Origin of the sequence: Oceanobacillus profundus, assembly GCF_003515705.1 — a bacterium.
GTDB lineage: Bacteria > Bacillota > Bacilli > Bacillales > Amphibacillaceae > Oceanobacillus > Oceanobacillus profundus.
In genome coordinates, this window is record NZ_QWEH01000013.1 from 114,076 (window position 1) to 139,070 (window position 24,995).

General features: G+C 37.6%; 19 protein-coding genes and 2 pseudogenes. 8 read left to right on the forward strand and 13 right to left on the reverse strand.

Translation table 11 applies throughout. The features are described from left to right. Positions 1-161: 161 nt before the first annotated feature. The 4 genes from D1B32_RS16940 to D1B32_RS16955 all read right to left on the reverse strand — a co-directional run bounded on the left by D1B32_RS16940 (position 162) and on the right by D1B32_RS16955 (position 6,716). Entirely contained in the window at positions 162-1,169 is a 1,008-nt protein-coding gene (locus D1B32_RS16940) for a hypothetical protein (protein WP_118889963.1), read from the reverse strand. A gap of 787 nt (positions 1,170-1,956) precedes the next feature. After that, the gene (locus D1B32_RS16945; protein ID WP_158586283.1) at positions 1,957-4,287 is read right to left on the reverse strand and encodes an NlpC/P60 family protein; all 2,331 of its coding nucleotides are present in this window, start codon (positions 4,285-4,287) and stop codon (positions 1,957-1,959) included. Between the two features lie 246 nt (positions 4,288-4,533). Further along, positions 4,534-5,622, reverse strand: coding sequence for a M20 family metallopeptidase (locus tag D1B32_RS16950; protein ID WP_118889964.1), 1,089 nt, complete (start codon positions 5,620-5,622; stop codon positions 4,534-4,536). Between the two features lie 44 nt (positions 5,623-5,666). Next, positions 5,667-6,716, reverse strand: coding sequence for an ATP-grasp domain-containing protein (locus tag D1B32_RS16955; protein ID WP_095314372.1), 1,050 nt, complete (start codon positions 6,714-6,716; stop codon positions 5,667-5,669). A gap of 390 nt (positions 6,717-7,106) precedes the next feature. On the opposite strand from D1B32_RS16955, the pseudogene D1B32_RS16960 reads away from it, so the two are divergent. Next, a pseudogene (locus D1B32_RS16960) lies at positions 7,107-7,472 on the forward strand (purine-cytosine permease family protein); the annotation flags it as partial. A gap of 267 nt (positions 7,473-7,739) precedes the next feature. Next, positions 7,740-8,095: pseudogene (locus D1B32_RS16965) on the forward strand (MmcQ/YjbR family DNA-binding protein). Positions 8,096-8,461: 366 nt separating this feature from the next. Here the strand turns inward: D1B32_RS16965 and D1B32_RS16970 are convergent. The 5 genes from D1B32_RS16970 to D1B32_RS16990 all read right to left on the reverse strand — a co-directional run bounded on the left by D1B32_RS16970 (position 8,462) and on the right by D1B32_RS16990 (position 13,315). Continuing rightward, positions 8,462-9,733 carry a RidA family protein gene (locus D1B32_RS16970; protein ID WP_095314374.1) on the reverse strand — a complete coding sequence of 424 codons (1,272 nt, stop codon included), beginning with the start codon at positions 9,731-9,733 and terminating at the stop codon, positions 8,462-8,464. 568 nt (positions 9,734-10,301) lie between these two features. Next, a complete protein-coding gene (locus tag D1B32_RS16975) occupies positions 10,302-11,009 on the reverse strand; it encodes a poly-gamma-glutamate hydrolase family protein (protein ID WP_095314376.1) in 708 nt (235 codons plus the stop codon). 210 nt (positions 11,010-11,219) lie between these two features. Beyond that, positions 11,220-11,396: a hypothetical protein gene (locus tag D1B32_RS23850; RefSeq protein WP_158586284.1), complete on the reverse strand. Its 177-nt coding sequence runs from the start codon at positions 11,394-11,396 to the stop codon at positions 11,220-11,222. Between the two features lie 224 nt (positions 11,397-11,620). Beyond that, positions 11,621-12,331, reverse strand: a complete 711-nt coding sequence (locus D1B32_RS16985) for a hypothetical protein (protein WP_187393171.1) — start codon at positions 12,329-12,331, stop codon at positions 11,621-11,623. Between the two features lie 291 nt (positions 12,332-12,622). Next, positions 12,623-13,315: a Na-translocating system protein MpsC family protein gene (locus tag D1B32_RS16990; RefSeq protein ID WP_095314379.1), complete on the reverse strand. Its 693-nt coding sequence runs from the start codon at positions 13,313-13,315 to the stop codon at positions 12,623-12,625. A gap of 477 nt (positions 13,316-13,792) precedes the next feature. Here D1B32_RS16990 and D1B32_RS16995 point away from each other — a divergent pair, with 477 nt between their 5' ends. Beyond that, positions 13,793-15,370 carry a BCCT family transporter gene (locus D1B32_RS16995; RefSeq protein ID WP_118889965.1) on the forward strand — a complete coding sequence of 526 codons (1,578 nt, stop codon included), beginning with the start codon at positions 13,793-13,795 and terminating at the stop codon, positions 15,368-15,370. 73 nt (positions 15,371-15,443) lie between these two features. Further along, complete coding sequence (locus D1B32_RS17000) at positions 15,444-15,644, forward strand: CsbD family protein (protein WP_095314383.1); 201 nt, start codon at positions 15,444-15,446, stop codon at positions 15,642-15,644. Between the two features lie 412 nt (positions 15,645-16,056). Here the strand turns inward: D1B32_RS17000 and groL are convergent, their stop codons facing one another. Beyond that, positions 16,057-17,688 carry a chaperonin GroEL gene (gene groL, locus D1B32_RS17005; protein ID WP_095314494.1) on the reverse strand — a complete coding sequence of 544 codons (1,632 nt, stop codon included), beginning with the start codon at positions 17,686-17,688 and terminating at the stop codon, positions 16,057-16,059. Positions 17,689-17,766: 78 nt separating this feature from the next. Continuing rightward, positions 17,767-18,051 (reverse strand): co-chaperone GroES, encoded by a 285-nt coding sequence (groES, locus tag D1B32_RS17010; RefSeq protein WP_095314493.1) that lies wholly within the window; start codon positions 18,049-18,051, stop codon positions 17,767-17,769. Between the two features lie 275 nt (positions 18,052-18,326). Between groES and D1B32_RS17015 the strand changes: the two genes are divergently transcribed. Then, a complete protein-coding gene (locus D1B32_RS17015) occupies positions 18,327-19,046 on the forward strand; it encodes a CPBP family intramembrane glutamic endopeptidase (RefSeq protein WP_095314491.1) in 720 nt (239 codons plus the stop codon). Between the two features lie 3 nt (positions 19,047-19,049). Further along, positions 19,050-19,247 carry a YdiK family protein gene (locus tag D1B32_RS17020; protein ID WP_095314489.1) on the forward strand — a complete coding sequence of 66 codons (198 nt, stop codon included), beginning with the start codon at positions 19,050-19,052 and terminating at the stop codon, positions 19,245-19,247. 76 nt (positions 19,248-19,323) lie between these two features. On the opposite strand, the gene D1B32_RS17025 is transcribed toward D1B32_RS17020, so the two are convergent. Together D1B32_RS17025 and D1B32_RS17030 are read right to left on the reverse strand one after the other, a co-directional pair. Next, a complete protein-coding gene (locus tag D1B32_RS17025; protein ID WP_118889966.1) occupies positions 19,324-20,340 on the reverse strand; it encodes a hypothetical protein in 1,017 nt (338 codons plus the stop codon). A gap of 297 nt (positions 20,341-20,637) precedes the next feature. After that, a complete protein-coding gene (locus tag D1B32_RS17030; RefSeq protein ID WP_095314486.1) occupies positions 20,638-21,276 on the reverse strand; it encodes a redox-sensing transcriptional repressor Rex in 639 nt (212 codons plus the stop codon). A gap of 151 nt (positions 21,277-21,427) precedes the next feature. Here D1B32_RS17030 and D1B32_RS17035 point away from each other — a divergent pair, with 151 nt between their 5' ends. Beyond that, the gene (locus tag D1B32_RS17035; RefSeq protein ID WP_118889967.1) at positions 21,428-23,356 is read left to right on the forward strand and encodes an ABC-F family ATP-binding cassette domain-containing protein; all 1,929 of its coding nucleotides are present in this window, start codon (positions 21,428-21,430) and stop codon (positions 23,354-23,356) included. A gap of 169 nt (positions 23,357-23,525) precedes the next feature. Continuing rightward, on the forward strand, positions 23,526-24,863 hold the full coding sequence (locus tag D1B32_RS17040; RefSeq protein ID WP_095314482.1) for a hemolysin family protein: 1,338 nt from the start codon (positions 23,526-23,528) through the stop codon (positions 24,861-24,863). Positions 24,864-24,995: the final 132 nt, after the last annotated feature.

The following is a 24,995-nucleotide window of genomic DNA, read 5'->3' on the forward strand; positions in this document are numbered from 1 at the left end:
TGTTAGTTCCTCACTCCTTATAAAAGTCGAATTAATAAATAGTTATTCTAAACATTCAACGTAACAATTAGAATAACCATGGCGATATCTTAAAGATATCGCCATGGGTGGCCTATTCTACTTCTCTCACTAGATTACGAGTCCATGAAGTAATGACCGTATTATTCCTTAACTATAATGTCATAAGTTGCAGTGGTTCCATCTTCTGCTGTTACCGTTAGCTGATCACCTGTTGCTAATTCTCTTTTGCCTTTTTTCACTTCACCGTCTTCATTTGTTACTTTATAGGTCTGATTGGAACCATCAGGCGCTGCAATTGCTCTTAGCATTTCCTTTACTGTTGCATCATTTGCTACTGTTATTTCTCCTGTTTCTTCATCTGTTGGTTCGTCAATTTTCTTTATAATCTCTAATTCTTCTGGTGCTTTATTCGGTGCATCAATTTCGATTTCACTGCTTTCTTTTTCATAAATTTCATAAGTTGCTGTTGTTTCATCTTCTGCTGTTACAATAAGCTGATCACCTGTTGCTAATTCTCTTTTGCCTTTTTTCACTTTACCGTCTTCATCCGTTACTTTATAGGTCTGATCGGAACCATCAGGTGCTGCAATCGCTCTTAGCATTTCCTTTACTGTTGCACCATTTGCTACTGTTATTGCTCCTGCTTCTTCATCCGTTGGTTCGTCAATTTTCTTTACTATCTCTAATTCTTCCGGTGCTTTATTGGGTGCATCAATCTCGATTTCACTGCTTTCTTTTTCATAAATTTCATAAGTTGCTGTTGTTCCATCTTCTGCTGTTACCCTTAGCTGATCACCTGTTGCTAATTCTCTTTTGCCTTTTTTCACTTTACCGTCTTCATCCGTTACTTTATAGGTTTGGTCGGAACCATCAGGCGCTGCAATCGCTCTTAGCATTTCCTTTACTGTTGCACCATTTGCTACTGTTATTGCTCCTGGGTCTTCATCTGTTGGTTCGTCAATTTTCTTTACAATCTCTAACTCCTCTGGTGCTTTATTCGGAGCATCAATTTCGATTTCACTGCTTTCCTCTTCAGAATTAACTTCTTGAGATGTTGCTTCTTGTGCGAACGTAGGTGTTACAAATGCCGTTACCGCAATGAGTGCTGATAATGCAGAGACAGGCAATATCTTGTAAGATTTTTTCATGGTTACTCCTCCTCAAATTAATACATCATTAATTTTTTGCTAATACGACTTTCAAAATCTTATCTCCATTTCACACTAAATTGGAATAACCCCGGTACACCACTATGGAATGCAGGAGTTACCTGGGACTTACCATTTTACTAACTCAATTTCTTCATCTCTTTTGTTCTTCTACCTTTTTGTCATCTGCCTATCGAAGCAGAGCATGTCCAGTTAAGTTCAATAGAACGCTTCATTTTTCTGCCATTCTTAATCAAGAAAATCATTTTAATGGCAGTTGTTCAACCCACACAGCACTTTTTTGCTATCCTAGTACTAATGTAGATTTCTAGCAGCGGGGTTCAGGCCCCAAGCTTCTCAAGAGCAGTCACCTCCTTTAACTAGTAAATCCCATATAGAAGTTATCGACTGATCTACGCTTATGAGAATGCCTTATTTCTATCATTTTTATAAGCGATGAAAAGCATAACTCCATTGTCTACATCATATAATACGTAATAATCAAAAACTATATCAGTCGTATATCAATCAAATAACAATCTTGTAAAAATTTGGTGAATTTGGGTTATTTCTGTACTATTTTTAAAACCTTTGTATCAGATAAGTAATCCCCACCTGTTTTCAGGTGGGGATTTAGTATACATTATTTAGATGGATATACTGGAAGTGTCGATAATCAAGGTAGAAATTGATATACATTTTTATATTTTATCGGTACACCCTCTGAATACATAGCTGCGTTAAATAGATAGATTTAATAGATCAGATTAAGCACCTTGCCGTTCTTTCATCGATCATTTCCAGTCTCAGCAGTTGAAATGGTTCGTCCTTCAATCAATCGGTTTATCCAATACACTTCATTATTGATTTTTCGGGACACGATTTCACCATCAATCACTGTAATAAATGTACCCTCTCCTACGAAAATACCGGTCATGACTGGATCTGTTCCATGTTCTGTGTCAGAGAAAAACATGAGATCTCCAGACTGAAGCTCCTCAATATGACGTTTATCCCCATATTCGCGCAATTCTTCCAGATTGGATGGGAGATCAATGCCAGCTGCTTCTGCATAGATCTGCTTCATAAACATCGTTGAGGTCTCATCAAACGATTCGCCGACATATTGCTCAGCCAGCTGTGCTACTTCACTTTCCTCAACTTCGGTGTCATACGTTCTTGCGCCCATATAACGAGAAGGCCAATAATCACTTGTTGTTAAGTTAATGACTGTAACACCTTTTGAAGCTGTCGTTACAATCATTTGTTTATTTCCAATATAAATGGCTGGAATGATACTTGAACCTTGGAAAAATAAAATATCTCCTGGCTCAGCCTCTTCCATTGGGATTTCTGTTCCCTCTTTCCATTGCTGTTTTCCATATCGCGGCAGGTCATACTGCCATGCTTGATTGTAAACGTATTGGACAAAACCGCCTGTATCAAATCCCTCATCAGGTGTCGTTCCCCCAAGCGTATACTCGGTTCCCACTAGTTGATGAGCTTCAAAAACTGCATCATTATCATATTGAATAGTAAGATCATCAAAACGCTTCGCACCAGTAAAATGATCCCGCCAATATTCACTCATATACGAAATCGTCGTCTGCCCTTCTTCTCCTGTTGCATGAACAATATAATCATCCCCTAAATAAATCGCAGTGTGGGAAATACCTTCCTGCCAGGTTCCTGAGAAGTACAGGACATCTCCTGGCTGAAGTTCTTCATCCAGATCAATTGCATTTATATCTGTTCCCTCTGGAAGCAGCGTCTCACCAACTTCCCACTGTCGGTAACTAATTCGGGGCAAATATACATCCTCCGCCTCACGAAAGACGGTTTGAACGAAAAATGAACAATCAAAAGCGTCCAACGTACTGCCAGTCATTAAATAAGGCGTTCCAATATAATTCATTGCCTCCCTTACAATAGGGCTATTATGGTTCCTATATGTTTCCGGATTTGATTTTTCCAATATTTCCTCTGTATAACGGGCTCCTCCTACAAAGCGTTCTGCATAGTAGGTATGATAATCTAAATGCCTTTCTTGTACCCCAGAGGAAGTAGCAATCACAAATTGGTCATCTCCAGAATAAATACCTGAAATCAATTCCTGTTCGTCATTTTCAAAAAAGACAAGATCCCCAGGCTGCAATTCATCTCTTTCGATGCTCTTACCAACTTCCAGCTGTGGGGATGCCTGTTTGGAGAGCCAGCTGCCTGTCACCTCTTTATATACATAGTAAACGAAAGAGCCTGTGTTAAATCCTTCTTCCGGGCTGCTTCCCGATTGGTTATACGGAGACCCAATTAAGTCTTGAGCTTGTGCGACAATTTCATTCTCTGAAGGAGGTGGTGAATTTTCTTTGCTGTAACGTTTAGCACCCTGATAAATATCTGACCAATATTTACTTGTCTCCATATTCCGCTCGGTGATTCCTTCGCTCGTAACGATAATAAAGCGTCCGTTATTTATATAAATCCCTGACATCAAATAAGTTCCCTGGAAAAAGACAACATCTCCTGACTGAAGCTCACTGGCATCCTCTCCCTGGATCCATTGATCGGCAGCTGATGGGGATAGGGAAATTCCTTTAGCATCCTCGTAGACATATTGCACAAATTCTGCAGTTGTCCACCCTTCTTGATTTTCTCCTAATTCCTCCAGGGCCATTGCAGCTGCTGAATCATCAATATTCTCTTCTGTAAATTGGGCAGCTCCTGCGTAGGCATTCGACCAATATTCACTTGTTTCCATATTGCGTTCAGAAATTCCATCACTCGTCACGATAACAAAACGGCCATCGTCAATATAAATCCCCGACATCAGGCTGCTTCCCTGAAAAAAAACAACATCACCTGGTTGCAGCTCATTTCGCTCTATTTCCTCACCTACCTGTTGCTGATCCTTAGCATATCTCGGCAAGGAAATTGACTTTGATTCCTGATATACATGCTGTACAAATTCAGACGTTAAAAAACCTTGATCATTACTACCAACCATATCCAATGCAAGTTCTGCAGCCGGGTCATTCCTTTCTTCAGCTGCAGCAAATCCAGGAACCAATACAAAAAATAACAATATATTAAACAAAAATAGTAAAACACTACGATGCATCCTTATCTCCTCCATCCTTATGTTGAAAGGTTATTCAATGACTACCTACCAAAGGCACCTATAGATGAAACATTCTTTTCCAAGTGTCCTATCTATAGGTATTCTATCAAAGACAGTATTAGTATTGATGTGGAAAGAAGGGGAGCAAACGAAATAGAATGTAAATAATTTTAACAGAACCGCAAATAGTTCATGTAATCATTGTTATAGAACCGGTTCCTTTTTCATTCCCCTTCAAGAATATCATCAGTTAATTTTTAGCTGAGTATCATCCAAAGACAAAATAAAATCTACCAGCACATTTTGATATTCTCTCACCGAATCGATATAAACCATTTCGTTCTCTCCGTGCCAGTCCCTTCCCACCGGGCCAAATTCTATGGCTGAACCTCCGTACTTGGTAAAAAACTGCCCATCGTTGGAACCATGCTGACCGAATATGGATACTTTTTCAAGCTCAGTGATTCGTTTAATGGATTCTCCCAATGCTTCTACATAAGGATTGTCTGCTCTTGTTTTGACCGGATTATTGCTATTATGGATTGTTATGGGACCTTCTATTATTGTCTGAATCTGATAAACGATATCCTTGGGAGATTGGTCTGGCAGATATCTGATATCGAGCGACAGTTGACAGTAATCGGGTACTTTATTATAGACGGTTCCTCCTTGTATTTTCGCGAGATTGATAGAAGGCTGAGTAAACATAGGAGAGCTTTCTTGAGCAAAAGGAAGCTCTAAAATTTCTTCGTAGAGACTAATTGCTTTGGTTATTGCGTTCGTACCTTCCCACGGACGACTTCCATGGGCTGATTTCCCCCGGACGGTAAAATCGAGCTGAAGCACACCTTTGGATTGGATAGCGATTCCCATATTGGTTGGTTCACCACAAATAATGAAATCTCCCAAATAGCCTTTTTCTGTTAAATATTTGGTTCCGTTGATGCCGCCAGTCTCCTCGTCTGGAACGATTTGAAGCATGACCCTGGATGTTAATTCCCTGTCTTTCAATTGTGCTGCTGTCACCATAGAAGCAGCCACTCCCGCTTTCATATCGACTGCGCCGCGACCATACATTTTTCCATCTCTGATGGAGGGCTGAAACTGTCTTTCCTCTGCTTCAATGACATCGATATGTCCGTTTAATACAATCGTATGATCACCCTGACCTATTTCACAAACAAGCATATGAAACCCATTATTCTCTAATTTTTCTACAGGGAGACCTTGGTCTATTAACCATTGTTCACAATAAGCAATCGCTTGGTTCGCCCCTGATTTTGTAGAACTGTCTATTTTTATCAGTTCTTCTAATAAGTGGGTTGGATCCCCCATCTAATCCCTCCTGCATTTTTTGAAATTTGATCAACTTTTCAATGTTATGCATCAAGTGCTTGCATCACCTTTTGTTTATTTATCGAAACAACAGTGTCATGGCGCGCTAATTCGATATCAGGTTTTTGACACAGCCAATCCTCTTGCACCTCTTTACCAGCGGTTAGTGCAATGATTGCAGCTGGAATATCTGCTCCCGCTAAATGGGTAAATGCATACCCGCCACCAAAACGGGGATTGATGTCAATAACATAATAATCGGTACCATTGAAATAGATATCCGTGTTCATATAACCTGCATGGCCAAAGCTTTTGCCTAATTGCTTTGCGATGTCTGTTAATTCCGGAACATTTACCGTAATGCACCGATCGATATCTCCGCCTCTCATATCTAATTGCTTCCGAGCGAATGAAGTTAGAAAGCGGCCATTTAAATCGTTAAACATATCCACACTAAATTTCTCACCCTCAATCACTTCCTGAATAATAATATTATCCTCAGGTGCTTTGGATGTAGCACCATCCAATGGACTTTCTTTAATCTGTCGAACAGCATGCTGATAGGCAAATTCCATATCCTCTACATTATCGATAATTTCAATACCTATTGAGGCGGAACCGTTACGTGGTTTCACGATTAACGGAAAAGATACCTCTCTTCTTTCCAACGCCTTCTTCGCAGACTCAACATTGAAGTAAGAAAGCGGAGTTTTAACATCTAACAGATCCAGCAGTTCACGGTATTTTCCTTTGTCTCGTACCTTTTCGACAATATTGGAATCCGGTGCAAATACGGATACACCTAATTTATCCAGTTCTTTTTTATGTGCTGATATTGCGGGCACTTCCCAATCATTTAATGGGACAAGACAATTCACATGTTGTTTCTTACAAATCTCAATTATTGCTTCCATATAATTTGTATCTATTTGTTGTGGAATTTCATAGTTTTCGTCCCCTGCTTGGAGCGATGGAGCATTGTATTCAGGGTCAGCAGTAATTACTTTCCCGTCGATACTAGCATTTTTTAAAGCGAACTGGAAAAATTTCACAAAGTCTATTCTTCTTGCTGTTGATGTCAATAAGATGTTCAACTTATTCCACTCCTTGGTGTTTAATTCAGTTGTTGGATTCAAGATACTAGTATTTACCCGTCATTTTAAACTTTAACCTTTCTTGTTAGATAATTAGGACAAAAGGATGGAGATACAACAAAGAAATGTATATTTATTTGTGACCAAAGAGATGAAAAAAAGGAGGCCTCTCAAAAGTTCAAAGAACTCATGGAAAACCTCTAATCTAAGAAAATGTTACCTTTTTGTTACCCCAGGGTGTTTTAAGAGTATGTCAAGGTCATAAACCCCATTTTTAATAAAATAAAAAATGTACATTCTAATATCGGCATTTATTGCAGTATATCCGGTGGATTGTGTAAAATAAAATATTAGCTTTTTTGATGGCTAATGAAATAGCATGATAAGGCTTATGCCACTAATTTTATTATGTATTGTGCACTAGAAGGAATGATTCTCGTAGCATCTGTACATCATTTTTTACCTAGTATTCCACAATGGGTGCTAATTGTTTTCTTTGGATTGATCGTCATTCCACTTAATCGGTTTGGAATTAAGCAATTAGATAAACTTCAGAAATGGTCATTACCGATATTTTTTCTGTTTCTAATCGCTGCCATTATTATGAATTTTACAACCACCTCTGTATATGAAGATAACTTCTGGACTTATATGCCAGAGGGGGTTCAGGTGGGTGGAACAACATTACTATTTTGTATTGGAATACAGCATGGTATTATGGGACTAACTCCACTTCTTTCCACCGATTATACTCGCACTAATGGGTTTTTATAAAAAGTCAGTATTCCGAAACGGGCCAGATTGTTTAATATAAAAGAAATTGTGGTAAAGAAAAAAGAAATTAAATTTTATCCAATGGAAATAACAACAAATTTCAAAATAAAAGCCTTAATATTGACAGTTACTAAAACGTGTCCACCTTCACATCGATTATGAAGATGACTTCAAAAAATTCTCCATTGTTCCATCTGGATCGGCAAATGCCGAAAATCTATTTAAATATTATTGGAGGAATTATTCAGTATGTTAACAAGAGAAGATATTTTTAAGCACGTCAAAGAAAACTTCGGTACATCCCCTGATTACCCATTTCAAAAATTCCCAAACTATGCCGCTTTAAGACATGAATCTAACGAAAAATGGTATGGTCTTGTAATGAATGTTCTCCCAGAAAAATTAGGTTTAGATGGAGATGACGAAATAGATATTCTGAATTTAAAATCCCCCCCGAAATAAGTGACAGTTTAAGGAATGGAAAGAGTATTTTACCTGGATATCATATGGATAAGGAAAATTGGATATCACTTGTTTTAGAACGTATAGATTCAGAAGAAGAAGTTTATAACTTAATTGAGCAAAGCTTTAATTTAACAAAGTAAATCGTGAAATTATCTTCCGCAAAAGAAGCGCGTTTGTTGCAGATTAAAAGTAGAAAATGACAAACTTTATTATAAAAATCGCAAAGTATTTCACAAGGAATTAACCCGTTTTAATCAATCTTTTATCAAAACGTTTTTCACTTAACGTAAAATATGGGTTTGCTTGGTGTTTTTGATCGACTTTATTCCAAAGCTACAAATCGGCTAATAATCTCGATGCTTTTTCATCTACGCTGTTAAAAAAAGGAGCTGTCTCAATTTTTATTTGAGACAGCTCCTTTTTATGAATAGATTATGCGGTTTCGCATTCACCGTTGGTATTAACAAGTAACTATAATAGTTCCTGTATTTGCAAACAAATGCCTGTTATGCTTTTCGAGGTGTTCCTTCAGCATTTGATACAATGACATCGATTTGGACTAAAGCATCTTTAGGTAAAGCTGATACTCCAACTGTTCTTCGCGCAGGAACACCTTCTTGGAAGAATGTTTTGTAAGCTTCGTCCACAGTATCCATATCTGCAATATTTTTAACGAAGATATTTACTTTAACTACATCATCCATAACGTGGTCGATACTTTCTACAATTGCCTTGATATTTGTCAAGCATTGTTCAGCCTGCTCTTTTACACCACCAGCTACCAATTCACCAGTTTTTGGATCGATAGGTAATTGAGCTGAAAGGTGATTGTAATGAGAAAACGCTACAGTTTGTGTAGATAGAGAACTCTTTGGTGCATTTTCAGTGTCGTTTGCCCAGATAACGATTCCATGTCTGTCTTCAATAGCCTGTGGAGGTGTGCCATCTCCGTGTGATACCACTGCTTCAATTTGTACCAAAGCATCCATCGGTAAAGCTGCAACTGCAACTGTTGTGCGTGCAGGGAAATAGCCTACAGTCCTAGCGATAGCTGAGTCTGGGAAAAATGTTGTATAAACTTCATTTACGGCATCAATATCCGATAGGTCTTTAAGGAAGATATTAATTTTAACAATATCGTCAAAAGGAACGTCGATACTTTCTAAAATTGCCTTGATATTTTTTAAGGCCTGTCCTGTCTGCTCTTTTACTCCGCCAGTTACCAATCTTCCAGTTTTTGGATCGATCGGTAATTGAGCTGAAAGATTATTGTAATGAGAGAAAGCTACAGTTTGTGCAGATAGAGAACTTGTTGGTGCATTTGCCGTGTTATTTGTAAGTTTGATGAGGTCACCTGCTTGTGGTGCGTTTGGAATTGTACCTTCACCGTGTGAAACAAGTGCTTCAATTTGAACCAAGGCATCCATAGGCAAAGCTGCAACTGCAACCGTTGTCCGTGAAGGTACATAGGTTGGGAAGAATGTTTTATAAACTTCGTCTACAGCGTCAACATCTTTGATGTCCTTAACGAATACAGTGATTCTAACAACATCGCTCATAACATGATCGATGCTTTCAACAATTGACTTGATATTTTTAAAGCACTGTTCAGCCTGCTCTTTTATTCCACCAGCTACCAATTTCCCAGTTTGGGGTTCGATCGGTAATTGAGCTGATAGATTATTGTAATGAGAGAAAGCTACAGTTTGTGAATATAGACCGTTACCGTTTGGAGCATTTTCCGTATTTCTTGCTAGTACTGTGTTATAGTTGCTCATGATGTATTCTCCTTTTAGATAATATTATTAATAGATCTATTTATTAAATCAAGCTTCGCCGAAGAAACAGTCTAAACCATGGTTCCGTGATTGCAAAGGCGAAAACGGATTCACAGTGAGAATTGCGCTAGTACAAAAATGCACATATGCTTTGACTCAACCAATGTAAATTTTCGCACATTTTTAAAAAAACCCTCACTAGACACAAACTGCCTTTTTGAGTAAGTCCGTTTTGGTTTAACTTGCAATCTAGTTAGGCTTTAATGTCTGTTTTTTGCTGCTAAACTTGAATTAGTAACCCCTCGAGTGGTTACTAAGATTGCTATTATAGCAGTTTTTCTTTGTATTTACTACTACATTTTGCTTTCTTCCTTCAATCGTTTAACCTTTTAAAGGATACGTTGAAAAGCATCTAACATATTTTGACAGAAAAACAGGGTTTATGACGCCCTTTTTAAAATATTTTTAGATAATGAATACCCCTAATTAACTAAGTAATTCATAGGTGTTCACATTATTTTCCCCTCTTATCCGCAGCCAGCTTAAACCGGGTTACTACTGATCAGATTTAAAGCTGTTCTTTATAAATATCACTTGCTTCCTTTAGGCCATCAATCAACTTATCGTATATATTCGTTGTATTATGCCGATTTTCTCGTGACCAATCGTGGTTTTTAAAGAAAGATTTACGCAATTCTGCTGTTAGTTCTAACTGTACACCCGCTCGAAGCTGATTATCATTGACAATATTTTCTTCACTCATTCCTGATATATGGTCAGGAGCATCTTCAACTTGAAATCCTCGATTCTGAAGATAATCGCGTACCAATTCCTTATATTCTTCGTTTCTTCCACCTAGGTATATAATAGGTTCCTCTCCTTGATACCCATGAATAGATAAAGCGCTTACAGAATTTTGCACCATCCTTCGTCCAGTCGGTTCGTCAAAACGCTTAGAGGTTAGATGTAAAATCTCGTTGTTCGTTGACTTTATACCTGCAAAAAGGTAATACGAAATGTTCATCTGATTTGCCAGACCTTTTGCTACCTCCGAGGTCCCTGGTTCAATTCCTCCGCCGTGGATAGCGATGACGGTAATATCACTGCCACGTTGTTTATAGTTAATTTCGTAATCTTCATTCAGTACTTCATGCTCCTTTAAATCTTCATAGGAATCATAATATCCTGCTGCACTTACAGTAGTTAAAAAGCTGAGTGGTAATAAGAATGAGCTGGAGAGGAAAAGTGCAAAGCAATATTTATTAAATTTATTCATGTCAAACATCCTTTTTCGTAGAATATGATGTTTGACATGAATTGTGTATATGATGTAAAAATAACTGTTAAAACCTTTAGGTAGCTGTTTTTCGTAAGTTGAGGCAAGCATATTTACATGTAACAAGCGAAAAAAATATGGTTGTATCAAATATTGCAATAGTAAGTAATGTGCTTATGGATATAAAAGCTAGCGTATCCTTTCTAGCTTTTATTCATGAGAGGCAGGAATAACCTCCCAATATACCTCATCGAAACTAATGTCATTTAACTTATTTTTCATCTTATTAGCATCTTCAAGCGTATCAAATAGTTTCACGGTATTTGTGCCGGAATGACAAAGTACTTTGGGAGGCTTTGTCCCTTCTGATATTAGCTTATACTGCATGGGATAAATTCACCTCCTTTTCCATATAGGATTGTACTTTCAGTTTATTGTGAACTCTATATGGGTATATGATTTGATTGGAACCCTTCACTTTTTTCCACATATTAGAGTCATTCGACATCATCATGTTTGAGCTTGTATATTTTTTACACCCTTGATTGTAGATTTCCATTTACTATCTCCTTTCATAACTTAGCAGGTTCACTGAGATCACCACGATTTTGTTAATCTCTTTTTTGATTTTCTACCGTCTTTTCTTGCGGCTTCGTCCTACCTTGTTCGCTGTTCCGATTTCCTTCAGTCTCGTCCGGATCATCCGGATTTGTATGGTCGCCACGCTCACGTTGGTCTCTGTCCCGGTTTTCCATCGTCTCTTCTTGGGCCTGCGTGTAACCTTGGCCCTCCTCATGATTTTCATGAGTCTTTTCCTCTATATCTGTGTTTTCTTCTGATTTTTTCATGTAGTCAGACCGTTCACCATGCCAAATCAAATCAAAAATTGCTCGGCCATTTGTAGGCTGTCCATCAGGTAAATAGACCGGAAGAAGATCAAAGAGGATATAATAAAAGATGTAAAATAAAAACGTATCCCAAAACACTCCGCTCGAGAGTACACCCTCCGCTAAGAGTGAATTAATAAGCAAACCAGCAATTAAAGGGTTAATAATAGGGGCCGCATAAATCACCCCATGCCAGAAACGATTACTGGGATTTAATTCTTCATACTCCATCCAGCTGTACATAAAGAAATATTTTCGAACCTCGATTGTGGGCAGTCGAAAGAGAACTGGCCCACTCCCAATAATAAGCTTTTTTTCCTTCGCACCTAAAATAGTGGCTGCCAAATAATACCCTGATTCACGAAGCACGGACGAGAGTGGCAGGATAATTAGTACCGACATTAACAATCGTAATAAATCAAATAAACCAAACATGACAAACCTCTTCTCCTTAACTAATTAACTTACATCCTTTTTATTGTGGAAATAGTTACCCGTTCTGTTTGTCGGTGGTTCTTGTGAAAATTACGGTTTCCCGACAATAGAAAAGGCCATATAAGTTGCATGATAATAAACAAGGCATAACTCTAAGATTGTATTTTTTGCTGCAATTTAAGAAATCTGCTTCATAGAAAAAGCTTCTTATTAATATAAAAAAGCCGAAAAGGATCTTATAACGATCCCTTTCGGCTTATGTCCAGCTCTATTGTCCGGCTCACTTCTACCTTAATTGTTATTTGGCTGTAAAATAAATATAATATAGCTTTTATCCAGCTTGAAATCCCAATCAACAAAGATATCAACCACGCTTTTTTGAAGAATATTTTCAAAATCGCCGGCGTGTAATAGTCCTTTTTCTAATTGCCTTTTCGTAAGCTTAAGATGTTCTTCAAACCCGGTTTTAATTAATTCTTTTTCAATTCTGACCAAGATACCTGTTCTTATCACTAAAAGCGTTCTTTCATTAAGAAAACAGGAATCTATGAATTCCGGTAATTTCTCTGCCTGTCTACTTATACGCATTATATCTTTATGGACTGCTTCTTTTTCAGTGTAATTCTCTAACGCATTGTCTTCATCCTCTTCATTCTCCAAAACCCCGACTAAAATGCCCGAACGATTATGAAGAGACCAATCATAGTACAATTCCTTTACTTCTAAACTTGCAATAACCTTTAAGGTAACCTTGATCCCAGGGATAAGCTCCTGCATGAGGAGATCTCTTGTTTCTTCCACTTTCATTGTTTCTCCCTGAGACAATAACACCCGTTCCATCGGAGCTAGAAAATCTCTCAGGTGTATGGTGATAAATGGTTTTTTTAAGGAAACATAAACGGAAGATGGTCCTTTCCCAAAGTTATCCCTTAAAAGCTTCCCTATATAACTTGCTATTTCAGCTTGTACAGAGTTTTTTTCCATTAATAGTCATTCCTTTTTATAGGCAGAAACATTATTTTTCCCACCCTGAGAAATAGTATAGCAATGTGTTTCCTTAAATACAAGGTTAACCATTTTCTACGTTTGATAACAGGCGGTTCCTATATTCACTATAGAATTAATAAAAACTATCCATCAATCGTTTAAGTGTTCCAGAAGTGGGGAACATATCTTTCGTTGCTTTCATGGTTAATTTTTGATGTCCTCGTTTATATTGCCTATCTGCTCTTAGCCTGGATTATTCACTCGTTGGTCACATTGTTAATAGTAGTAGGTGTGGTAGACATTATTCACCGCATTCTGAAATTAAGTTCATTTCACCTCGGATTATGGAGCAGAAATTAAAGCTTGAATAGACTTTTAAACAGGCTCCCATTCAGTAAAATTGAAGTGGAGAGCGTACCTAGAAAAACAAAATTTAATAGTTGAATCGTTTGTAGAAGTATAGGAGGTAACTTCATGGATAAAGAAAACAGATCCAAAGAGAAGAGAAGATTAATTGATCATCGCATTTTTGCACCATCCATATTAATTATGATTGCAATTTGTGTTCCATTTGCGTTATATGAAAATGAATCATTGAAACTATTAAATAGCATATTTAATCAGATTGTCGATATTTTTAATTGGGGCTATTTATGGTATGCCATTTTAATGGTTGCCGCAGGTCTTTATTTTTCATTTTCCAAATACGGGAATGTCGTGTTAGGAGATCCGATGGAAAAGCCGAGATTCAATCTGTTTGAATATTCCTCCATTCTAATTGCCATGGGGCTTGGGTCCACTATTATGCGAACCGGTATGACTGAATGGGGAAATGTCGCAGTTGATCCCCCTTTTGGTGTGGAAGCACAATCAGCGGAAGCGTTGATGTGGGGTAACGCCTATAGTATGTTCCTGTGGAGTTTCCAAACCTTTGCTATTTTTGTTATGGCTGCACCTGCCCTGGGATATCTTGTGCATGTCCGCAAGAAACCCCATATGCGGATTTCCGAAGCATGCCGCAGTATTTTTGGCGATACGTTTACAGATGGGATTGGTGGAAAAATATTGGATGTTATTTTTCTAGTTAGTATCCTTTCAGGTGCTGCTGTTACTTTAGGACTGGGTACACCGATTGTTACCTATAGTTTAGCAGAAATATTTAATATCGAAATCACATTTGGTTTAACATTGATCGTGACCATCGTGTGGGTATTGTTTTTCTCCATTAGTGCCTATTTAGGGATAGAAAGGGGTATTAAGAAATTAAGCACCCTTAATATGTATCTTGCTGGAATATTTGCTGTGTTTATCATGGTAGCTGGACCTGGTGTATTCATTCTTAATTATTTTACGGACTCCATCGGGTTTCTATTTACACATTATATTGATATGTCTTTAAATACAAACGCCGTATACCCGGGAGAAAGTACACATATACAAAGCAATACTGTGTTCTGGTTTGCCTATAATGCAACATGGGCCATGCTGCATAGTGTTTTCGCTGCAACAATATCAAAAGGCAGAACGATCAGGGAAATGATTTTGACTTATCTATTGGCTCCAATGCTCATATCCTGGGGTGCAACAGCCGTCCTTGGAGGTCTTGGTGTCGAAAGGTATCTAAGTGGAGAATTACCTGTATTAGATATTATCCAGGAAGACGCGATGGCTGCCATACCAGCAATTATAAGTTCATTGCCTTTCGCTATCTTTGCAATTGCAGCCTTTGTCGTCATCGCCATGCTTTTTATGATTACGACACTGGATTCAACAACATATACGATTGCTTCCTATGCAGGAACAAGGAACATGAGTAAATCAGAACCTTCTAAGAATTTGCGTCTGATTGTCGCGGCAATCATTACCGTATTCTCCTTATTATTAATGCGCATAGGCGGTCTTGCTCCGCTGGAGGTAGTTTCAGGAATAATGGGGATACCGATTATTTTCGTCCAGTTTCTGACCATATATGCCGCTAAGAAAATGATGGATGAGGATCGAGCATGGGTCAATAATGTAAGGAAAAACAAGCCACGGAAACAGAAAAAATAGTACTAAACAGAACAAGAATGTTTAATGTGGGTTTATAACAGGAAATAAATGATAAAAGAGAGGTGAAAACAAAATGAGTAACGGAAATGCTGACAAAATAAAAGGTAAAGCAAATAAAGCTAAAGGTGAAATGAAAGATCAAGTTGGTAACCTAACAGATAATAAGAAAGTCCAGGCAAGCGGCAAAAAGGATAAAGTGAAAGGTGAGGTTCAGGACACCTTTGGTGATGCAAAGAATGAAGCAAATGAAACAAAGACCGATCAGAAAAAATGAGAAGACTAAGAGCGTGTAATATAAAACGGTGCAGTAAGAAATGGTGCCTCCCCCCGAAAATTAGATTTTCACCTCTAATTTTCGGGGGGATTTTTTTGGCTAAATATGGTGAGGAATTTAAGATAAAGCTTGTTACAGAGTATTTATAAGGCAACCTAGGATATAAATCATTGACCAAAAATATAATATGGGTAGCGAAACATCAATATTGAATGGATTAAAAAGAAGAACGATCTTCACATAAAAATGGAAAAAATGAAAAAGGACGCTTCCGCATAAGTGAGAACTTTATACGAAAACGCCCTTTTAAACTTAAATTTATAATAAATGTTACCTTTATGTTACTTTTTAGTTTGACGGGGTTCGCAACAGCATCCCAAACGTTTATAAATCAACATTTAAGGGTGGTTTGTTACATCATACCGCCCATTCCACCCATGCCGCCCATATCAGGCATTGCAGGTGCACCGCCTTCTTCAGGCTTATCAGCTACAACAGCTTCTGTAGTTAATAGCATTGCTGCTACAGATGCTGCGTTTTGCAGTGCAGAACGTGTTACTTTTGTTGGGTCAACGATTCCAGCTTCAACCATGTTTACCCATTCGTTTGTTGCTGCGTTATATCCTACGCCAACTTTTTCGTTTTTCAAGCGTTCTACGATGATAGAACCTTCTAAACCAGCGTTTTGTGCAATTTGACGAACTGGCTCTTCGATTGCGCGAAGTACGATTTTCACACCAGTTGCTTCATCGCCTTCTAGGTTTAGTTCACTTACTTTGTTGTAAACGTTGATTAGGGCAGTACCACCACCGGATACGAAGCCTTCTTCAACTGCAGCACGTGTAGAGTTCAATGCATCCTCGATACGCAGTTTGCGCTCTTTTAATTCTGTTTCTGTTGCAGCACCAACTTTAACTACTGCCACACCACCAGATAATTTAGCAAGACGCTCTTGTAATTTTTCTTTATCAAATTCAGAAGTTGTTTCTTCTGCTTGTGCACGGATTTGTGCAACACGGCCAGAGATTGCTTCTGGGTTGCCAGCACCCTCAACAACTGTAGTGTTTTCTTTTGTTACAACAACTTTCGAAGCACGTCCTAATTGTTCGATAGTAGCAGACTTAAGATCCAATCCAAGATCTTCAGTAATCACTTCTCCACCAGTTAGGATAGCGATATCTTCTAGCATTGCTTTACGACGGTCACCGAATCCTGGAGCTTTAACAGCTACAGCGTTGAACGTTCCGCGAAGTTTGTTTACAACTAATGTTGCAAGAGCTTCCCCTTCAACATCTTCAGCGATTAATAATAATGGCTTTCCTTGTTGAACAACTTGCTCTAATACTGGTAATACTTCTTGGATATTACCAATTTTCTTATCTGTAATAAGAATGTATGGATCTTCTAATACTGCTTCCATTTTATCTTGGTCAGTAACCATGTATGGTGAAGAATATCCACGATCAAATTGCATCCCTTCAACAACCTCTAATTCTGTGTTGAAGCCTTTTGATTCTTCAATTGTAATAACGCCATCATTGCCAACGCGTTCCATCGCTTCAGCAATTAAGTTACCAACTTCATCATCAGATGCTGAGATAGCTGCGATTTGTGCGATAGAGTCTTTGCTTTCAACCGGTTGAGAAATTGCTTTTAATTCTTCAACAGCAGTTGCTACAGCTTTCTCAATACCGCGGCGGATACCTACAGGGTTTGCACCAGCTGTAACGTTTTTCAAACCTTCGTGAATCATTGCTTGTGCAAGAACTGTTGCAGTAGTTGTACCGTCACCAGCTACATCATTTGTTTTCGATGCAACTTCAGATACAAGCTGTGCTCCCATGTTTTCAAAAGCATCTTCCAATTCGATTTCTTTCGCAATGGTTACCCCATCATTTGTAATTAGAGGTGAGCCGAATTTTTTATCTAAAACAACGTTACGTCCTTTTGGTCCCAACGTTACTTTTACAGCGTTTGCTAATACATCTACACCGCGCAGCATTGCTCCACGTGCTTCTTCATTGAACTTAATATCTTTAGCCACTTAAAATTCCTCCTTTAAAATAATCATTCGAAAAATTTATTTGTCGTCGTTCATGTATGTGTTGGTTTTGTGTTACGATTAGCTTACTACAGCTAAAATGTCATTTTCACGAAGAATTAAGTATTCTGTACCTTCATATTTCACTTCAGTACCAGCAAATTTAGAGAATATAATGCGGTCCCCTTCTGCAACTTCAAGTGCCACTTTTTCCCCATTTTCAGTTACACGGCCAGATCCTACTGCTACTACGCGACCTTCCTGTGGTTTTTCCTTTGCAGAGTCTGGTAGTACGATACCGCTTGCAGTTGTTTCTTCTTGCTCAACAAGTTCGATAACAACACGATCTCCTAGTGGTTTAATCATGTAGAATGCCTCCTCAATTCTTTAACGTATTAGATTTATTAGCACTCTCAATGATTGAGTGCTAATTTCTATATTCATAATAATTAATCCCATAAAAAAATGCAAGTAATGTGTCTATAATTTTATTTAATTTCTAGTAAAATTTTATGTAAAGGGGCTCATAATATTAACAGCCTGTATAATATGATAAAATATCTTTTATGATGATTGATGATCAATAGATGGAATATGTAATACATATACTAAACTATACAAAGCAAAAGGAGTCGTTTTATTTGGCACGTAGATATTGGTATGTCATTTTAACTTATATACTGATGCAGCTTTCTGCATTTCCCGTTGCTCTGCTTGCAAAGCATCATTATATCCCAGTACAAGGTGTGATTTACTGGTCCATTTTTAGCTTTATTCTCGGACTTCTTATTATTTTGTGGATTATGAAGCCCGATATGCAGATGAGAGATACACGCAATGCAGCACCGATGAGCTCAATGATACTCTGGTCAATCCTCGGTGTATTCATGGCTTTCTTTGCACAAGGAATTGCAGTAGCAATTGAAATGAATATACTAGGGATTTCACCTGGATCAGAAAACACTCAAGGTATCATGGATATAGCTCGTGCAGCCCCATTATTTATTATTATTCCTGCAGTGATTGCCCCAATATTGGAAGAAATCATTTTCCGAAAAATTATCTTCGGCAGTCTCTATAAGCGCATGAATTTCTTCTTCGCAGGTTTGGTCTCCGCCCTTATCTTCGGTTTTATTCATGAAGGGATGGAACATATCCTAATTTATGCTTCGATGGGGTTTGTATTTGCGTTTCTTTATGTAAAGACAAAACGAATTCTCGTTCCGATTATCGTTCATGCAGCAATGAACACATTAGTTGTTGTCGGGCAATTATCGATGGATCCAGAAGAAATGCAGCGACAACTTGAGCAAATGCAACGTCAGGTTGAGCAATTGCAAATGATCCTTATTGGAGGTTAATGAATGATTCATTCTTTGTTAGTTAAAGCGTTCATTTACTTCATAATGGCAATGATTTTTATTTACGTTGCCGTCCAAAGCAAAGGGCAAACAATCTGGAATCCCACCACGCTCATTTTTGCTGCTGTAGCAACGCTTGCCTTTGGAGTTGCAGTTCGATTGCTTAATAAGTATTTTCGATTGAAAAAGAAGAAGCATTAAATAGATACTATATAGATCTTCTTAATAAAAAAGAAGGCTGTTTCTAGATTAATACTGAAACAGCCTTCTTTTATTTTTATTGGATAGACTTCAACTTATCTATCCATTCATCTTTATCTTCGATTGATTTTTCAAACGTTGTGTAGCGAACAACATACAAATCATTGTCTTTCGCAAATACCCTTGCTACTTCTTCCTGATCGAGCTGAATATCATCTTCTGTTAATGAAAAATCAAAAAATCCTTCTTCCGCAGAATTAAATTCAAGCTCACCTGTAGTCATTTCTGTTAAATTCATTTCCATCATTTCGATAAAGCCTTCAGCACCTAACAATTCATCACCATCTGGATAATAATGAATCGTAAACAGCTCTGTGAAATTCGTTTGATCCTCATCAACTAAAAGAAATTCAGCGGTTGCTTCACCGTCTCCTTCCTCATAGTTCTCAAGCTCCCACTTTCCTTCATCAAACGGAATTTCTAAGCTCGTAATTGTGTCAATGTAAACACCTTCTGCCGCTGCATCAGCAGCAGTCTCTTCGATAACTTCCCCATTCTCATCAAGAGGAATTATTTCGCTTGGTTCTTCGGAACTATAAATTTTCCATGCACCATCATCTGGTCGCAAGACATGAACCCCGTGTGTTTCATTATTCATAAAATCAGGACCATCGACTTTCATTGTCGTCTGTTTATAAGAGATTGTTGCTTCTTCTTCTGATTTTTCTTCTACAACTAAATCAAATAATTCCATATCTAATGTATACACAGATAATTGATCGATTGTCGTACGTGTTGAGTCATATAAAGGAGATTCACTATGTATGGTTTCCATGTAAGCATCCAAGTCATTTTCTGTTAATGCTTCTAAGTTTGCTTCAAGTACTGCAAATAATGCCTCATCTTCTGGAACTACATTTTCTTCTGCTTCTTCAGACCCGTTTTTCTCGTTTGCTTCCGCATCATTTGTTTCTTCAGTTGCTTCAGCATCGTTAGTCCCTTCACTCTCATTGTCACTTTCATTTGAACATGCAACAATGAACAAACTAATAAATAAAACAAACATAATACCTAAAACCTTTTTCACGTTCACGAATAAATTCCTCCTCTTTCTCAATATATTCCCAATACAGATTAACGTAATAATCAGTAAATGGATAGATGTCTTAAGAACCAATAATTTTCAGAAAAATATTAGTTCCATTTATCTAGTTAATATTTATCAGCTTGTTTCCAGTGGTTGTTTAAAACGGAGATTTTATGGAATTGATGCAAATAAATTATGGTATTTACCAATATAAGGACATCCAAATCCAACCATAAAAAAACAAGGCTTTTGACCTAATATCAATAGCCTTGTAAATAAACAAAAATTTACAATGAGTAATATCTACTCTGGATTATCTAACGAATAATGCTTTAGGAAATAGACAAGGGCCTGCAATTCAACAGCAAGATCAATATGGTGGACCCGAATATGCTTCGGTACACTAATCCTTGCAGGAGTAAAGTTAAGAATCCCTGAAATCCCTTTTTCTACAAGCTTATCGGCGATCACTTGTGCTTCAACAGCTGGAACAGTTAGGATAGCGACTTTAATGTCTTCTAACTTTTCCTCTAAATCACGAATATCATAAACGGGTACCCCGCCAATATCCGTGCCAACCTTTTCTGTATCTGCATCAAATGCCGTAGTAATCCGGATATTATTGTTCTTCATAAAGTTATAATGAAGGAAGGCTGTACCTAAGTTCCCAACTCCGATTAATGCAACCTCTGTAACCTCATGCTGATCCAACGTACTTCGGAAAAATCCTAATAAATACTCTACATTATAGCCGTATCCCTTTTTTCCCAATGCGCCAAAATAAGAAAAGTCTCTTCGAATTGTTGCAGAATCCACTTTTACTGCATCACTCAGCTCCTTTGAGGAAACTCGCTTCTTCCCTTGCTGATTTAAATTGTTAAGAAAACGATAATATAAAGGCAGCCGCTTGGCAGTAGCTTGTGGAATTTTATTCTGTTCCATCAATCTTCCTCTTTTCAATCCAATAGTTGTATATGATAAGTTCTTTCCTTCTATTTTAACAGAAAACGTCAAATAAGTCGTGATATTTTTCACAATTCAGTTGCCTCGTTAAATAACTATAAGATACACTGTACATGATGGGGTGAAAAAGATGATATTAATGCAACTAAACGGAATTTCCAAATCCTTCGGTGCTGAAGAGATTTTATCAAATATTAAAATTGAAATTAAAGATAAAGACCGTATTGCTATTGTCGGCAGAAACGGTGCAGGTAAGTCAACATTACTTAAAATTATGGCACAAGAATTATCGTATGATGAAGGGGAATTTTTTCAACCGAAGGATCTTACATTCGGTTATTTATCCCAGCATATGACGTTAGAATCAAGGAAAACCATTTGGGATGAAATGCTAGAGGTATTTTCCCATTTAAAATCATTGGAAAAGCAACTTCGAGCATTAGAGAAAGAGATGGAGAAAGCCAGCGAATTATCTGGAGAAGAATATGACAAAGTCCTTAAAGAATATGACAAACTTCAACTAGCATATCAGACTGATGGGGGCTATACGTATGAATCTGATATTAGAGCTGTACTTAGTGGGTTAAATTTTGAGTCCTTTGATTATGATACTCCAATCGCAGAACTTAGTGGTGGACAAAAAACACGACTTGCCCTGGGTAAATTGCTGCTTCAAAAACCACAGTTGCTTATTCTTGATGAACCGACCAACCATCTTGATATTGATACATTGTCATGGTTGGAAAACTATCTCGTTAGTTATCCAGGCGCCATTGTCATCGTTTCACACGATCGGTACTTTCTTGATAAAACAGTTTCCATTGTATATGAAATTTCACGGCATAAAACGCGAAAATACCATGGTTCGTACAGCAAGTATTTGGAGCAAAAAGCACTAAATTATGAACAGGAATTAAAGGAATTTGAAAAGCAGCAAACTGAAATTAAAAAAATGGAAGACTTTATCCAGCGGAATATTGTACGTGCTTCGACTACAAAACGAGCACAAAGCAGGCGGAAGCAGCTTGAAAAAATGGAGCGTCTTGATCGGCCACTAGGTGATGAGTCATCCGCTTCCTTCTCCTTTCAAATTAATCGCAGAAGTGGAAATGATGTATTAAAAGTTGAAGAGCTTAGCTTACGTTATGAAAAAGAAGTGGACCCTATTTTTTCCAACATACGACTGGATATAAATCGCGGTGACCGTATCGCACTTGTTGGTCCGAATGGTGTAGGGAAAACTACATTACTTAAGGCCATCTTAGGTAGACTGCAGACAGAAAAAGGAAACATCCAGCTTGGTACAAATGTACAAATTGGCTACTATGATCAAGAACAGGCTGATCTTAATTCTACTAAGACGATTCTTCAAGAATTATGGGATGATTACCCCACCATAAATGAAAAAGATATCCGCACGGTTTTAGGAAACTTTCTTTTTTCTGGAGATGATGTATTAAAGCAGGTCCATACATTAAGTGGTGGAGAAAAAGCAAGACTAGCCCTTGCTAAGCTTAAAATGCAGCAAGCAAATTTCCTTATTATGGATGAGCCTACAAACCATTTGGACATTGATAGTAAAGAAGTGCTGGAAGCGGCTTTGATTGATTTTCCTGGAACCATCCTTTTCGTATCACATGACCGCTATTTTATTAATAAAATAGCTGATCAGGTTGCTGAAATGGAACGAGATGGAATTACAATCTATCTTGGGGACTATGATTATTATTTGGAGAAGAAAGAAGAAGAGGCAGAAATCGAAAGGCTAAAACAGGAAAAGGAAACAACATCCAACTCTGAAACAAAAAAGCTAAGCTATAAGGAAGGCAAGCAGCTGCAAAGTGAAAAAAGGAAAGTCCAGCGTCGTATCTCAGAACTTGAAGAAATGATTGAACATCAGGAACTAGATATTGCACAGATTGAAGAAGAAATGACAAAACCGGAAGTTTATCAAGATCATGAAAAGTCATTGGAGCTTACAGAAACAGTGAATAAGTTGAAATACGAAATTGAACAACTTATAGAAGAATGGACTGCCCTTCAAGAGGAGAATAGTTGAACGATTTCATATAGTCCATTATAATAAACAGTAGGCAGCTAAACAGCTGCCTATTTTGTATCATTTTATAATAATGGAGTGTTTCGAGTGTAAAATCAAACATTGTTGGGAATCAAATATTTAATGATGGCTTCTTATTAAATTTAAAATCAGTTGGAGGTTACACAAATTGACGATTGCTATCGTTACACTCATTGTGCTTATTTTTCTAAATGCATTTTTTGCTGCGACTGAGATCGCATTAATTGGATTAAATAGTAATAAAGTAAAACGGAAAGCGGATGAAGGTGACAAAAAAGCTGGTATGCTCTATAAGCTAATTGAAGAGCCTAGTCGTTTTTTAAGTACGATTCAAATTGGCATTACACTTGCAGGGTTTTTAGCCAGTGCATTCGCTGCGGACTTCTTTGCTGGTCCATTAGCTCAAACTTTATATGAATTGGGATTTCCAATAGCTCTTCCTGTTCTGCAAACAATATCTGTGATTGTCATAACCATTATCCTCTCCTATTTTACGCTGGTATTCGGTGAATTAGTTCCAAAACAGCTTGCACTGCAAAAGGCTGAAGCTATTTCAAATTTCGCAGCGACACCAATCACATGGCTGTTAAGGCTTAGCTATCCTGTCGTAAAATTGCTCACATTCTCAACGAATACTGTCATACGTATTTTTGGAGTTGATCCAAATGCAACGAGTGATGAAGCAACAGAAGAAGAAATTCGAATGATGGTTGATATTGGCGGCGATACCGGGACAATTCAAAAGGCAGAGAAAGTTATGATCCATAATGTCTTTGAGTTTAATGATCGCCAGGTTTCAGACATTATTACGCACCGAACAGATATGTCTGCACTTCCAATAGATGCAAGCTTGAAAGAAACCATTGAACTCGTAAATGAAAAAAGATACACTCGATTTCCGGTTTATGAAGAAGATATTGACCGAATTGTTGGTATCCTCCATGTTAAAGATTTGCTTCATTATATGGAAGTGGATAAGACCTTTCATTTAAGCGAGATTATTCGAAAACCACATTTCGTCCTAGAAACGCAACGGGTAGACACGCTATTTGCAGAGATGCAAAAAAGTAACTCCCATATTGCTATCGTATTGGATGAATACGGCGGAACAGAAGGACTAATTACAATAGAAGATATTATTGAAGAACTTGTTGGAGAGATTCTTAGTGAAAGTGATGCAACCGCACCTGAGCAGGAAATTAAACAAATTGAACCAAATAAGTTCATTATCGATGGAATCACCCATTTATATTTATTAGAGAAATTCCTTCAACTAGATCTGCCTACCGAGGAATTCGATACACTAAACGGTTTTTTAATTGGAGAGATTGGCTTTATTCCATCGATAGAAGAAAGACCGATTATTCCATATAAAAATATCATCTTTGAAGTTACAGAGGTTGCTGATAATCGTATTAAAAAAGTAATTGCAACAATTCATGAAGAAGATATAGAAAAAATAATAGAAGATCAGGACACACAATAAAAAATGAGGCTGAGACATAACTAGCCTAAATTACTGAAAAATGGTTCCGATCATCGGTTTTTGATGATCGGAACCATTTTGCTTTGGATTATTTTTATTATCTACTGTTTGATTTCTGTTCATGGCGGTGTA